Origin of the sequence: Chondromyces crocatus (assembly GCF_001189295.1) — a bacterium.
Taxonomy (GTDB): Bacteria; Myxococcota_A; Polyangia; order Polyangiales; family Polyangiaceae; genus Chondromyces; species Chondromyces crocatus.
The window spans coordinates 11,089,694-11,102,112 of sequence record NZ_CP012159.1 but is presented as its reverse complement, the minus strand read 5'-3'; the positions used below and the strand labels follow the sequence as shown (position 1 = coordinate 11,102,112).

Annotated in this window: 12 protein-coding genes; 4 read left to right on the top strand and 8 right to left on the bottom strand. The window is 68.9% G+C overall.

The window, feature by feature from the left end:
• Positions 1-26 precede the first annotated feature (26 nt).
• The 3 genes from CMC5_RS40450 to CMC5_RS40440 form a co-directional block, all read right to left on the bottom strand.
• On the bottom strand, positions 27-1,130 hold the full coding sequence (locus CMC5_RS40450) for a Nif3-like dinuclear metal center hexameric protein (protein ID WP_050435416.1): 1,104 nt from the start codon (positions 1,128-1,130) through the stop codon (positions 27-29).
• A gap of 113 nt (positions 1,131-1,243) precedes the next feature.
• A complete protein-coding gene (locus tag CMC5_RS40445; protein WP_050435415.1) occupies positions 1,244-3,649 on the bottom strand; it encodes a radical SAM protein in 2,406 nt (801 codons plus the stop codon).
• A gap of 61 nt (positions 3,650-3,710) precedes the next feature.
• The gene (locus CMC5_RS40440) at positions 3,711-4,088 is read right to left on the bottom strand and encodes a hypothetical protein (RefSeq protein WP_050435414.1); all 378 of its coding nucleotides are present in this window, start codon (positions 4,086-4,088) and stop codon (positions 3,711-3,713) included.
• A gap of 34 nt (positions 4,089-4,122) precedes the next feature.
• On the opposite strand from CMC5_RS40440, the gene CMC5_RS40435 reads away from it, so the two are divergent.
• The 3 genes from CMC5_RS40435 to CMC5_RS40425 all read left to right on the top strand — a co-directional run bounded on the left by CMC5_RS40435 (position 4,123) and on the right by CMC5_RS40425 (position 6,821).
• On the top strand, positions 4,123-4,713 hold the full coding sequence (locus tag CMC5_RS40435) for a hypothetical protein (RefSeq protein WP_156339247.1): 591 nt from the start codon (positions 4,123-4,125) through the stop codon (positions 4,711-4,713).
• A 139-nt stretch (positions 4,714-4,852) separates the two neighbouring features.
• Positions 4,853-5,362 (top strand): outer membrane protein assembly factor BamB family protein, encoded by a 510-nt coding sequence (locus CMC5_RS40430; RefSeq protein ID WP_050435412.1) that lies wholly within the window; start codon positions 4,853-4,855, stop codon positions 5,360-5,362.
• Positions 5,363-5,606: 244 nt separating this feature from the next.
• A complete protein-coding gene (locus CMC5_RS40425) occupies positions 5,607-6,821 on the top strand; it encodes a monooxygenase (protein WP_050435411.1) in 1,215 nt (404 codons plus the stop codon).
• A gap of 70 nt (positions 6,822-6,891) precedes the next feature.
• Here CMC5_RS40425 and CMC5_RS40420 read toward each other — a convergent pair whose 3' ends face one another.
• The 4 genes from CMC5_RS40420 to CMC5_RS40405 all read right to left on the bottom strand — a co-directional run bounded on the left by CMC5_RS40420 (position 6,892) and on the right by CMC5_RS40405 (position 10,046).
• Positions 6,892-7,602: a carboxymuconolactone decarboxylase family protein gene (locus CMC5_RS40420; RefSeq protein WP_050435410.1), complete on the bottom strand. Its 711-nt coding sequence runs from the start codon at positions 7,600-7,602 to the stop codon at positions 6,892-6,894.
• Positions 7,603-7,650: 48 nt separating this feature from the next.
• Positions 7,651-7,917, bottom strand: coding sequence for a carboxymuconolactone decarboxylase family protein (locus CMC5_RS40415; protein ID WP_050435408.1), 267 nt, complete (start codon positions 7,915-7,917; stop codon positions 7,651-7,653).
• A gap of 143 nt (positions 7,918-8,060) precedes the next feature.
• Positions 8,061-8,867: an alpha/beta fold hydrolase gene (locus CMC5_RS40410; RefSeq protein WP_050435407.1), complete on the bottom strand. Its 807-nt coding sequence runs from the start codon at positions 8,865-8,867 to the stop codon at positions 8,061-8,063.
• Positions 8,868-8,999: 132 nt separating this feature from the next.
• The gene (locus tag CMC5_RS40405; protein WP_082363290.1) at positions 9,000-10,046 is read right to left on the bottom strand and encodes a hypothetical protein; all 1,047 of its coding nucleotides are present in this window, start codon (positions 10,044-10,046) and stop codon (positions 9,000-9,002) included.
• Here CMC5_RS40405 and CMC5_RS45545 point away from each other — a divergent pair.
• Positions 10,036-10,458: a hypothetical protein gene (locus CMC5_RS45545; RefSeq protein WP_156339246.1), complete on the top strand. Its 423-nt coding sequence runs from the start codon at positions 10,036-10,038 to the stop codon at positions 10,456-10,458. The two genes, CMC5_RS40405 and CMC5_RS45545, sit on opposite strands and share 11 nt — an antisense overlap.
• A gap of 104 nt (positions 10,459-10,562) precedes the next feature.
• On the opposite strand, the gene CMC5_RS40395 is transcribed toward CMC5_RS45545, so the two are convergent.
• Positions 10,563-12,386 (bottom strand): glycoside hydrolase family 15 protein, encoded by a 1,824-nt coding sequence (locus tag CMC5_RS40395; protein WP_050435404.1) that lies wholly within the window; start codon positions 12,384-12,386, stop codon positions 10,563-10,565.
• Positions 12,387-12,419: the final 33 nt, after the last annotated feature.

Here is a 12,419-nt window from a genome sequence, read left to right as displayed (position 1 = left end):
CCCCGATGGCCGTGCTGACCCCGGCGCTACCGGACCGTGAACGGGTCCCGGTCACGCGCGCTCAGGCGGACCGGGAGCCCTGGCAGCGCCTCGCCGAGACGGGCTTTGACCCGCTGCAACGTGGCGCGTTCGCTGTTCGAATGCAGCGCACAGACCACCGTCATCCCCGCCTGCGCTGCCTTGAGGGCATCGTGGTGTCGCATCTCGCCGGTCAGGTACAGACCGGCCCCCTGCGCGATGGCTTGCTCGAACAGCTTTCCGCAAGCGCCTGCGCACGCCGCGGCCCGCGTGATGAGCACCTCGTCCCCGGCTCCCTCGGGGGTCGACACCAGCAGCGAGGTGATGCCGAGGCCCTCCTTGATGCGCGCGAGCAGCGTCCCGAGCGGGGTGGGCGCGGCCAGCTTCCCGATGCGACCGAGTCCGACCGTCGCCGGTTCGGGCGCCAGGGTCACCAGATCGAACGCGGGCTCCTCGTAGGGGTGAGCTGCCCGGAGCGCCGTCACCACCGCGAGCGCGCGCGCGACGGGAACCACCACCTCCAGGCGCACCTCCGGGACCGCCTCCCGCCTGCCTGCCTCCCCGACGGCCGGGTTCGTTCCGGGCCCCCCGAGGAACGTACCCGTCCCTTGCGACCGGAAGCTCGCCTCCGTGTACTCCCCGATGCGCCCCGCCCCGGCCGCGAACAGCGCGGCTGCCACCGCCTCCGTGTGCTCCTCCGGCACGAACGTCACCAGCTTGTGCTGCGACGGGCGCCTCTCCGCCCGCTGGAGTGGCTCTCGCTGCACGAGTCCGAGCACATCGGCGAGTACGTCGTTCGTGCCCCCTGGCGCGACGTCGAGCGCGGTGTGTGGCGCGTAGATCGAGATGCCATCCCGGATGGCCTCGAAGATCGGACTGGGCGCGGTCACCCGCTTGAGCGCCTCGAAGATCGGCGGGTGGTACGCGATGACCAGATCGCACCCGAACTCCCGTGCTTCCCGCGCGACCGCCGGCGTGTAGTCGATGCAGAGCAGCGCGCCGGCGACCTTCTGGTGCGGATCACCGACCAGGAGACCCACGTTGTCCCAGGTCTCCGCGTAGCGAAGGGGGGCGATGGCTTCGAGCTGGCTGAGTATGTCGCGGATCTGCATGGGACGTCGGTCCATTCTCCGTCGATCGGACCTCGTCGCCCGTCAAGAACGACACGAAGCAGAGACCGGGTGGGTCGGGGCGACGTTCGATCCCCAGCCCGGACGGCTCGTGACTACCGGACCAGCCCTTCCACCGTCGGCCGTGGCACCTCCCCGGCGACGGGCCGCAGCAGATCCTCGGGTCGGATCAACCACTTCGGCTCGGGGGCGTCTTCCAGCTCGTAGAACCCCCCGCAGAAGATGGCGTGGGGACAACCCCCGCACACCTCCTTCTTCACCCGCCGCTCGCGCAGGTACTCGAACAGGTTCACCTCGTCGTTGTTCACGAAGAGCATGTGCCGCTCGAGCTTCAGCAGATCTCCCGTCAGGTGATCCTCGTACCCGGGCATGAAGCAGAACGGCAGGTTGATCACCTGGATCTTCATCCGGTCCTTGAAGGCATCGATCACCCGCATCGTCTCGCGCGCCGCCTCCGCCGTGTCCGGCGCGACGGAGCTCGTGGCGCGCCCGAAGGGGGTCAAGAACTGCACGTTCAGCCACGGCAGCCCCAACGACAGCACCAGCTCTGCCACCCCCCACAGCTTCCTGTGGTTCGACTTCGTCAGGGTGATGTTCGCGCCCAGCTCCACCCCTGCCGGCGCGTGCCGCACCAGGGCCCTCGCCCCTTCGCAGGTCTGCTCGAACGCCTCTGCCACCCCGACGTTCTGCGCGTGGGTCTGTGCGTCCGGCCCATGAATCGACACCAGCACCGACGTCACCCCGGAGTGCGTCAGCTTGCGCGCGAACTCGTCGTAGCTCGTCATGCGCGCGTTCGTGGTGACGTTCACCTTCTCGTAGCCGAGGCGGCGAGCGAACCGGATCAGCCCGAGCAGGTTCGGGTTCAACGTCGGCTCACCCCCATCGAAATCGAGCAGGCGCACACCGAGCTTCCGGTACTTCACCAGCAGCTCTCGCTGCCGTTCCACGTTGCCGTCGAACTGCGTCCGCGTCCCGGTCGCACAGAACGTACAGCGGTTGTTGCAGCGGTAGGTGACGTTCATGATCACCTTCTTCGGCCCCTGACCTGCGGCCAGCCGCTGATCGAAGGTCCACTTGAACCGCCGCAAATCCTCCAGCGAGAAGTCCGACGTCTCGATCGACGGCGCCTTCTGGAAATAGGGCCCGTAGTCCTCGATGACCGGCAGCGTCCGAGGCTTCGGCCTCTCCGGCGCACCTGCCGCGCGCTGCGCCTCCGCGCTCCCGCTGGGCTCCGTCATCCGCGCGAGGCGCGTCCCTGGCAGCGGCGTCGCGAACTGTACGCTGGGCCAGGCCCCCGTCTCTTCATGCAAGCGCAAGGCGAAATCGAGCGTCCCGTTGATGTCGCGCCGTGTCTCGCCGGGGAGCCCGATCATGAAGTGCACCAGCGTGTCCACGCCCGCCTGCGAGGCCTGGTGGCCCACCCGCGTGATCTCCGCCAGGTCGAGCTGCTTGTCCACGACCCGGTCCAGCACCTGCTGCACCCCGCTCTCGGCGCTGATGCTCAGCGTGGTCAGGCGACCCCGCATCGCCTCGAGGTGGCGTGGCAGCACGTAGTCCGCCCGCATCCCATTCGGCACCTCGAACCGGAGATCATGCTTGCCGAGCAGCGCGAGGACCGCGTCGAAGTGCGCCTCGTTCACATTGACCAGCTCGTCGAGCAGATGAACGCGCCGCGCCCCCCGGAGCTTGAGCTCACCGAGCAACCGATCCAGGTACGCTGGCGAGTAACGCCGCTGCGTCTTCGGTGCGATCTGCTCCCCGTTGCGCCGCGACGTCGGGTTCGACGAGCAGTGCACGCAGCGGTACGGGCAGCCCCGGGTGGTGAGCAGCGGCATGCTCGCCCCATCGATGGGGAAGGCCCACCGCGGCCGCCCCAGCCCCTCCACGACCGCCTCGTGAAACCGGAAGTACGCCTCGACGTCCACGAGATCCCAGGCCGGCAGAGGCAGCGCGTCGAGGGGCGTCGGCTCCACCCCGATCCGTGCACAGGGCCGGGCCGGTCGACCCTGCTCGCGCAGCTCGGCCAGCAGCACCGGCAAGCTCTGCTCCGCCTCGTACCGCAGCAGTACGTCCACTTCGGGGTACGCTTCGAGGATCGCCTCGGAAGCCGCATCGACCACGTGCTGCCCGCTCTGGTACAGATCCGCGAGCACGATGGGCGCCTCGGGGTGTGCTGCGCGCAGCGGCGCGAGCACACCGGCCAGCATCGGATCCCGGGTCGGGGGGCGATGAAACGGCGTCAGCGCCACGACGAAGGCCGAGACCGACGCTGGCAGCGCAGCGACCACCGCCTCGGGGGTCACACCGAGACGCACCTGATCGTCCGTGAGCGGCGCCAGCGTCGCGCCAGGCAGGGCGAGCGCGTCCACCAGCGTGACTCCCCCCTCGATGGCGCGGATCACCGCTGCCGCCTGCACCGCGCCCAGGTCGGCGAAGTAGGGGTAATCGATGAAATCCCGCGAGGCGCGGATCGGAGGAAAGACGATCGCCGTGCCCGACACGCGCCCGATCGTATAAGGAAGCTCCCGCCATGGCGACGTCTCTTCGCTTCTCCCGGAAGGGTCAGCCCCGGTCGGCCCGGCCGATGAACCACGGCCCGAGGCCCCTCGTGGCCGTCCCGCTGCTCGCCATGCTCTTCGACCCTGCCGGGGCTTGGGCACAGCCGGTCTCCCCTGCAGCCCAGCCCACGGCGCCCCGGCCAGCTTCCTCGGCCGCGCCTGTCGACGAGCGCCCCTCGTCACCAGCGTCTGCGCCAACGGCGCCAGCCGCGCCGGCCGCGCCCCCTTCCACGCCCCCGGCGGATGCTGCGCCCGACGCGGTGGCGGCGCCCCCTGCATCACCCACCTCGGCCGCATCGTCCCCCGCGGCAGTGGCGCCCCTTGCATCCACGCCTGCCGCCTCCAGACCGCCGACTGCCGCGTCCAGCTCCTCCAGCACCATGCCTGCCGCCTCCAGCGCCGTGGCCGAGGAGCCTGTGACACCCCCTCCCGCTCCCGACGCCCCGAAGCCCTGGGAGAACGAGCCCCGAGAGCGACGCTACGGCTTCACCGCAGGCATCGCAGGCGGCGTCATGCTCGGCCACTCGGCCGGGTTCCCCAACGACGCCCTCAAGATCGGCTACGAGCGCTACTACACCGAGACCGGCGTCGGCATCGGCGGAGGTGGCTCGCTCTGGATCGGCGCTGCCCTGACCGACTGGTTGGTCTTCGGCCTCGGCGGCTCCCTGTCGGCCATGATCGCGGGCGACCACCACACCTCCACCCAGGGCTTCATGTTCCACACCGACGTGTTCCCCATGTACTGGCTGGGCGGCATCTGGCGCGACATCGGCCTGAACCTCGACACCGGCTTCGCCATCTCCTCCACCACCACCGCCGACAGCGAGAGCAAGCTCATCGACGGCGGCGGCTCGTCACGCATCGGCGTCGGCGCGTTCTACGAGGGCATCCGCCTGTGGAAGCTGTCGATGGGGCCCTGGGCGTACATCGACTACACGTGGAGCGGCTCGGTGCGGCAACCGGGGTTCTACCTCGGCTTGCGCAGCGCCCTCTACACCAAGCCCTGAGCTTCGCCGCTGCCGGTCGACGGCTGCATGCAGCCCGACAGCGCACGGCGCCACGCCTCCGAGAACGGCCGCACCGCGAGGATGACGCCCCGGCGCGCATCGTTTGCTGGTCCCTCACGCTGTACTAGGGTCCGGCTCCATGCAGCACGCGGCGTACTCCTCGGGGCCCTTGATCGTGACGGCGTTCGACGGCCTCATCGTCGCTTACGATCGCACCACGGGCCAGACGGCCTGGCGCTTCCAGACGAACGCGGAGCCCCCCCACAGCGCTTCGCCGTGCCCAGCCTACGCCCGGATCGCGGTGGAGCTGACGCCCGTAGAGCGGGTGTTCGTGGTGACCGCTCAGCTGCGCGACCGCGGCATGCTTCGCAACAAAGCCATGTATGCGCAGATCACGGCGCTCGACTACCGATCGGGCCACCCTCTCTGGATGCAGACGCTGGACATGGACCAGCCTCATGGCAGCTTCTCGGCCACGACGCTCGTCGATGGCGGCCAGGTGATCCTGTTCCACGGCGGTGGCGTCATGGCCTGCTCGATCTCGACGGGGCAGATCCTCTGGCAGCGCGCCAGTGAACACGGCTACGGCGGCAGGTTCCTCGCCAATGTGGAGCTCGCCGTCGCTGGAAAGACGGTCAAGCCGATCTGACGTGAGCGCCTGCCAGGCACCGTCCGTCCCTCGGCGCTGAACCTCGTGATCCTGACATCTCCACCGATCCTCGGGAGTCCGCCCTTGCTTCTCGGACCCCCGGCAACGGTCGACGGGATGAGCCCGACGTGACCGAAGCGCGCTGGAATGCGACATGTCAGCGCACCTTCAAACGTCGTCGCGCACGGCGGTGGAGCCGTGCCGCAGCCTTGACTCCTCTCCCAGCGGGCCCATCGTTGCGCCCATGCGAACCAACCTCCATCTTGCCGGCCTGGCGCTCGTCATGGGGCTCTTCGGCTGTGCCAGCGCCGACGAAGGCGAACCTTCGAACCCCGACGAAGGGCTCTTGCCGAAGCCCACCGCAGGCGCCCAGTTCTCGATGGTCACCCGCCTCGATCCTGGCGTCGAAGCCGAGCACTGTCAGTTCATGAAGGCCCCCCCCGAGGGCCTCTACGTCAACCGCGACGAAGTGCGCTTCTCTGCCGGAAGCCACCACGTGCTCCTCTACGAAACGTCCTACGACGAGATCCCGACGGCCAAGGATGACGGCACCCCGATCGATACGAGTGGCGTCTTCGACTGCTCCGACGGCGCGACGAACGGCTGGTCCGTCACCAAGCTGGTCGGAGGATCTCAGAACGGTGAAGGCAGCTCGATCGTGGCCTTCCCCTCGCACGTGGCCATGCGCATCCGGCCAGGCGCGGTGCTCCTGATGAACGCGCACTACATCAACGCCTCGGGTGACGTGCTGGAGCCCGAACTGGCCGTCAACCTGTACACGATCCCCGAAGAGCAGGTGGAGGAAGAGGGCGACATCCTGTTCCTCTACAACGCCTTCATCAAGGTGGACGCGCAGTCGCAGCGCCGCGCGCGCATGCGCTGCCCCGTGCGCCGGGACATCACCATCGCCAACGTCCAGTCGCACATGCACGCCCGCGGCGTCGGCTACTTCGCCCAGACCTCCACCGGGCAGCCCTTCTACGAGAGCGAGCGCTGGGAGGACGTCCCGGTGAAATCGTTCGAAGGAGGCTTCGAGCTGAAGGCGGGAGACACGCTCGATTACGCCTGCGACTACCAGAACCCGGGCCAGCACACCGTCTACCAGGGACCTCGCTCGACGGACGAGATGTGCATGCTCATCGGCTCGTACTACCCGGCCGACATCGCGACCTCGAACTGCTCCGCCGATCCCGAGCGTCCTGGTGAGACGGTCGGCATCGGCGCCGAGTGGATCGGCGATGGGACGGCAACCTGCGCGCAGACGCTCGACTGCATCGAGGGCGCGTTCTCCAACGCGACGGAGGGCGACCTCGCATTTCAAGGCTGCATCGTCGACGCCTCCCCCGACGTCTCGAAGGAGGTCTCGGACGTGTCGCGCTGCATTCTGCTCAGCCTGATGAGCGGCAAGAACCCGATGACGGCCTGCGGGACCGAGATCGCCACCTGCTCGGCGAAGTAGCCCGATCCGACAGGCGATGATGGGCCTGGTGCACACCGGAGCGCGCGCCAGGCCCATCCCCGAGCTCGCGTCACCCGAGCGCGAGCCGGACCCGCGAGTCCTGGTTCTGAAAGCCCACGACCGCGATGGCGTGCAGGATCGCCCGATCGTCGAGCCCGAGCCCGCGCAGCACCTCGAGGTCAGCCTCCCGCATCCGCCACGGCGCCACGGTGAGTTTCTCCGCAAAGGCGGCGAGCGCGACCTCGCGGTGAGAGGGTGAGCCACCCAGCGCGCCCACGCTCGCAGCATCACCGGGAACGGCATCACCGGGAACGGCATCGCCGAGGGCCCGCGCGACCGCCTGCGCGAGGACGGCCCGGTCGCCCTCCGTCAAGGCCCCCGCGGCCACGAACACCTGCTCGCGCCACCGGCTGAAGGCGGCGGCGATGTCTGGCAACACCCGAGCGAGCGGCGCCCGGGCCGCGCGCGCTGGACGTCCATCGAGCGCCGGCCTCGGCGCGGGCACCCGGTTCTCGTCCACCTCGAGACGCGGGAGCGGTGACGCATAGTCCGGCGCAATGCCCGTCGCGTCCGCGGCCCGCGTGAAATGGCTGAACATCCCCACGATGGCCACCGCATGCGCAATCTCGCCGACCGACAGCCCTGCAGCCATGACCCCAGCGAACCGCGCGTCGTCCACCGACCACGGCGCCTCGGCGAGCTGCGTCGCCAGCTCGGCCAGCGCTTGCCACCGCGCGGAGAGGACGAGCCGCCTCGGATCACGCAGCACCTGCGTGGCCACAGCGTCGTCACCGGAGATTGCACGCAGAAACTCTGCGTGAGCGGTCGTTCAGTAGAGGCACTGCCCCGCGCGCGAGGTCACCGCGGCGACGAGCTCGTACTCCGCCGACGGCAGCGGCCCCTTGTGCAGCGCCCCCGAGGCCCCGAACACCGCCCGCATCAGCGCGGGGTCGAGGCTGTGCGCGCGGATGATGCCCGGAGCCCCGCCATGCATCGGCTGGTACACCGCTGGAAGAGGACGCGACATCAGCGCCCGGTACGTCTCGAGCAGCTCCCCTTGCGCATCGGCGATGTCCGTCGTCGGAATCCAGGCCATGGCCCCAGCATACCGGCGCGCTCGGACCCTGTCACGACGACCCGCCCGGTGACGTCGGTGCGCCACCCTGGTCTCGCATCGTCGCGCTGCGTCTCGCCCCGTGCGGGCGTCCGTGGGCAGGTCGAAGAGAGTGCCGCCCGAGCCTATTGCAACGATTGAATGAAACGCGCGAGCTCCTCGTTGACGCGCTCGGGCTCGTCGAGGAAGGGGCAATGCCCGCTGTTATCGAAGATCACGTGCCTCGCGCCTGGGATCTGCCGGGCGACGTGCTCGCTCGCGGCCGTCGGGACCAGCTTGTCCTTGCGGCCGCACCCCACCAGCGTGGGCACATTGATGTGCTCCAGCATCGGGCGGTAGTCGCGCATCGTCTGATCGAACAGGATGGCGCTCGCGATCGCCTCGGAGGGGCGGGTGATCTCGTCGAAGAACCATTGCCGCTGCTCGTCGTTCGGCTCCTCCGCCCCCATGAGCGAGATGAAGTCGTGGACGAAGGCATCCCGGTTGGTCTGCACCAGGTCCATGATGGCTGTCAGTTGCGGCAGATCGAAGGCCCCGAAAGGCCAGTCGTCGCTCTTGAAGTCGCAGGGAGATTGATCGACGAGCACCGTGCCGCGAATCCCCTGCGTCCCGAACTGCTGAATGTAGTCCCAGATGACCATGCAGCCCATCGACCAGCCCACGAGCACGACGTCGTCGAGCTTCAGCGTTTCGAGGAGACCGCGCAGATCGCGCGCATAGGTCGGGACCGTGTGGCCCACGGGGACCTGTGCAGAGCGCCCGTGACCGCGGAGATCGGGAACGACGATCCGGAACTGTTCTCCGAGCGCGAGAAATTGTGGTTGAAAGAAGCGGCCGCTCATCCAGACCCCGTGAACGAAGACGACGGCTTGCCCCCTGGCCGCGGAGTCCTCGTAATAAAGCTCGCAGCCGCGCACGTTGACTCTCGGCATGAAACCTCCTGGTAGTGGATATCGGTCGGATGATGTGGATGGTCTGTTGATCGTGGTAGACGGGCCGAGCTGGGCAATCGTTCCACGCCTACCACAAGTAAGTGAACGCGGAGCCTCTCCGCGCGCCTCGACTCACTCGACACGCCGCGCTGGACCCCCGGATCTGGGCATCGAACCACCGCGCTGTTCGAGCCAGGTCCCATCGCTCGTCGTGTAGGTCAGCCACACGCTGCCGTCGTGCTCGGGCTCCATCGCGACATGCGTGAACGACCCCGCCTTCGCCGCGATGCAATGCGCGGCGAAGCTCCCGTCTTCGAGGAGATGGCCCAGCTCGAGCACCGCCTTCGCCCCCGGCTCCGGAGCGCTCGGCCGAGCCCGCACCACCCGCGGCGGCCCACGCCCGCGCGTGGCCGTGATCGGCGCCGGACTGAGGCCGTTCGGGTACATCGACCAGACCACCGGCTCGTCGATGCGGGGGGGATCGCTCAAGCGAATCGCCGCCATCCCGAACCCAGAGTCGCTGTGCGATGTCGGAATCAGGGCGAACACCGAGCCAGCCTCGGTCTGCGTGAGCGCCCCCGCCATGCGCGCCTCGAAGCCGCCACCCACGAAGATCACGGCGTCCGGACCGAGCGCGAGCTGCCCTTGCGCCGTGCGGCGCAGCATGCGCGCGTGGACCGGCGTCAGCGCCGCGCGCGCATCGATGTACATGGCGAGCGCCCCATCCTTCCAGGGCATCAGCGTGACGAACGTCGCCCCGGCGCCGTCCTCCGAGAGCGGCACGGCCGGGCTGTCGTCCAGCGCGATGAACGCCTGCGTGACCACGCCCTCCGTGGTCTTCCGATCCGCGAGGAAGGCGACGACCGTGTGGTCCTCGGGCAGCGGCGCGGCGGCGAGCGTGGTCCCGCGGCGGCCGGTCGCGATCGGCTTGCGCTCACCTCCAGCGAGCGGCCCGCGTCGGATGGCGCCCTGGAGATCCATGCAATACAGGGAGCCACCGGCCGCAGTGCAAGCAGGCCAGTTCGCACGGTCGAGGGCAGGCGGTGGCGTGGCGGGCGGCGCTGGGCCCGTCAGCGGAGGCAGGGCGACCGGCGTGGTGGCACTCCTCGGCGGCGCCGGGGAGAGCTGCGGGAACATCGGGCTGGTCTCGTGCCCCGACCCGTCACGGTTGAAGATCACCCGTAGCTCGTCGGTGGCCCCACCGCCCCCTCGCCGAAGCAGCGCTGGGCCCGTCGTCGGGAGCAACACAGGCCCGCGGCGCAGCACGCACGCCTCCGCCAGGAGCTCCGCGGCGGGGCCGGCAGACGAAGACGCGCTGGGGGATGCGCTGCTCGACGCCGCCGCGTTGCTCGACGCCGCCGCGCTGCTCGACGCCGCCGCGCTGCTCGACGCCGCCGCGCTGGAGACCGAGCCGACGCTGGCCGACGCGGCTGCACTGGAGGCCGAGCCGACGCTGGCCGAGGCGGCCGGCACGGCGGGCTCCGTGGTCGCGCCTGGAGCCACGGCGGCTCCCGAGCCCGTGAGCGCGACGCTGGCCGACGTCGGCGTGGACGTGGCGGTGGGCAGGCCACGGTCGGGAACACTCTCCTGACAGGACGCGAGCGCGGTGACGAGAACGAGAACGAAGGCGCAACGGCGCACCGACCGAATCTACCCCGGACGGGCTGGCGGCGCACCAGGTAGGTGCAGGGATTACTACTCCTTGCCGACCACGCGGTTCAGGTAGAACGCCGCGCTCACCAGGCCGAGGTGGGTGAACGCCTGGGGGAAGTTGCCGAGGGCCTCGCCGCTGTGCCCGATCTGCTCGGAGTACAGGCCCAGATGGTTCGCGTACGTGAGCATCTTCTCGAAGATGAAGCGCGCCTGCCGGTGCCTACCGGCGCGGGCGAGGGCCTCCACGAGCCAGAACGTGCAGATGCTGAACGTGCCTTCCTTACCGGTCAGCCCGTCACCGAGCCCCGACCCCTTCTCCAGCTCGTAGCGGTACACCAGGCTGTCGCTCACGAGCTGCTTCAGCGTCTCATCGAGCGTGCCGAGCATGCGCGGATCATCGGCCGCGATGAACCGCATCAGCGGCATGATCAGGTTGCTCGCGTCGAGCGCGTTCTCCCCGAAGACCTGGACGAAGGTCTGCCGCTCCTTGTCGTAGCCCAGCGCCATGATGGTCTCGTAGATCTTGTCGCGCGCCGCGATGACCCGGGGCCTGTCGATCGGGAACGAGCGGCTGTCCGCGATGCGCAGCGCGCGATCGAGGGCCACCCAGCACTGCACCTTCGAGTAGACGAACTGCCGCCTCCCGTTGCGCACCTCCCACACGCCCTCGTCCTCGCGCTCCCAGTTGTCGATCACCCAGTAGACCATCCGGCGCAGATCGCACCAGAAGTCATAGGAGATCCGCTTTGCGTGGCGGTCGTAGATGTACACGGCGTCGATCAGCTCCCCGTAGATGTCGAGCTGGAGCTGGGTGCGCGCCAGGTTGCCGACCCGCACCGGATGTGAGCCGCGGTAGCCGTCGAGGTGGCTGAGATCGATCTCGGGCAGCTCGTGCCGCCCATCGATTCCGTACATCAGCTGCAGCGGCCCGCTCGGCCCATCGTGCTCGGAGACGCGCGCCCGCAGCCACTCCATGAACTGCGTCGCCTCCTCGGTGAAGCCGAGGCGAAGGAACGCATAGAGCGTGAACGCCGCGTCGCGGATCCAGACGTAGCGGTAATCCCAGTTCCGGACTCCGCCGATCTCCTCGGGCAAGCTGGTGGTCGGCGCCGCCACGATCGCGCCCGTCGGCTCGAAGGTCAGCAGCTTGAGCACCAGCGCGGAGCGGTTGACCATCTCGCGCCAGCGCCCCTCGTACTTGCTCTTGCTGAGCCAGTCGCGCCAGAACTGGACGGTGCGCGACCGCGCCTCCTCGCCGTCGATGGCCATCGAGAGCAGGTCATTTCGTGCGGTCCAGTCGTCCGCGTGCCGCAGCGCGAAGGTGACGCACGAGCCTGCCTCGACGACGAACTCGGCCGTGACGCCACCCTTGCCATCCTCTTTGAGCGGGACGGGGCTGAGCAGAATGACATCCTGGCCCTCGGAGTCGAACACGGCCCCCTCGGGGAGGAGGACGACCTCGTGCTCGCGCCGCGCGAAGTCCATCGCCGGGCGGCAACTCAGGCGGAAATGGATCGATCCTCGGACGGCGCGGACGATGCGCACGATCTGGTGAATGCCGTTCCGGTTGCCGTGCTTGTCCCGGTGGATGGGCATGAAATCGCAGACCTCGCCGACGCCCTCGGCCCCGAGGAACCGGGTGAGCAGGACGTTCGTGTCCGGCAGGTACATCTGCTTGAACGACGCCTCGTGGGTGGCGACGATCTGGAAATGGCCGCCCTTTTCATCGTCCAGGATGGCCGCGAAGATGCTGGGTGAATCGAAGTGGGGCAGACAGCACCAATCGATGGAGCCATCCATGCCGACCAGCGCGACCGAATGCATGTCTCCGATGACGCCGTAGGATTCGATGGGCTTGTAGGGCATGGGTCCGTCGGTCGACTATAGCCCACGGGCTGC

Bases quoted from the DNA above. Each gene is read 5' to 3' on its own strand.
- CMC5_RS40395 (WP_050435404.1), bottom strand. From the start codon at position 12,386: ATGCCCTACAAGCCCATCGAATCCTACGGCGTCATCGGAGACATGCAT.
- CMC5_RS40425 (WP_050435411.1), top strand. From the start codon at position 5,607: ATGCGAACCAACCTCCATCTTGCCGGCCTGGCGCTCGTCATGGGGCTC.
- CMC5_RS40415 (WP_050435408.1), bottom strand. From the start codon at position 7,917: ATGGCCTGGATTCCGACGACGGACATCGCCGATGCGCAAGGGGAGCTG.
- CMC5_RS40410 (WP_050435407.1), bottom strand. From the start codon at position 8,867: ATGCCGAGAGTCAACGTGCGCGGCTGCGAGCTTTATTACGAGGACTCC.
- CMC5_RS40450 (WP_050435416.1), bottom strand. From the start codon at position 1,130: ATGCAGATCCGCGACATACTCAGCCAGCTCGAAGCCATCGCCCCCCTT.
- CMC5_RS40440 (WP_050435414.1), bottom strand. From the start codon at position 4,088: ATGGTGCTGGAGGAGCTGGACGCGGCAGTCGGCGGTCTGGAGGCGGCA.
- CMC5_RS40430 (WP_050435412.1), top strand. From the start codon at position 4,853: ATGCAGCACGCGGCGTACTCCTCGGGGCCCTTGATCGTGACGGCGTTC.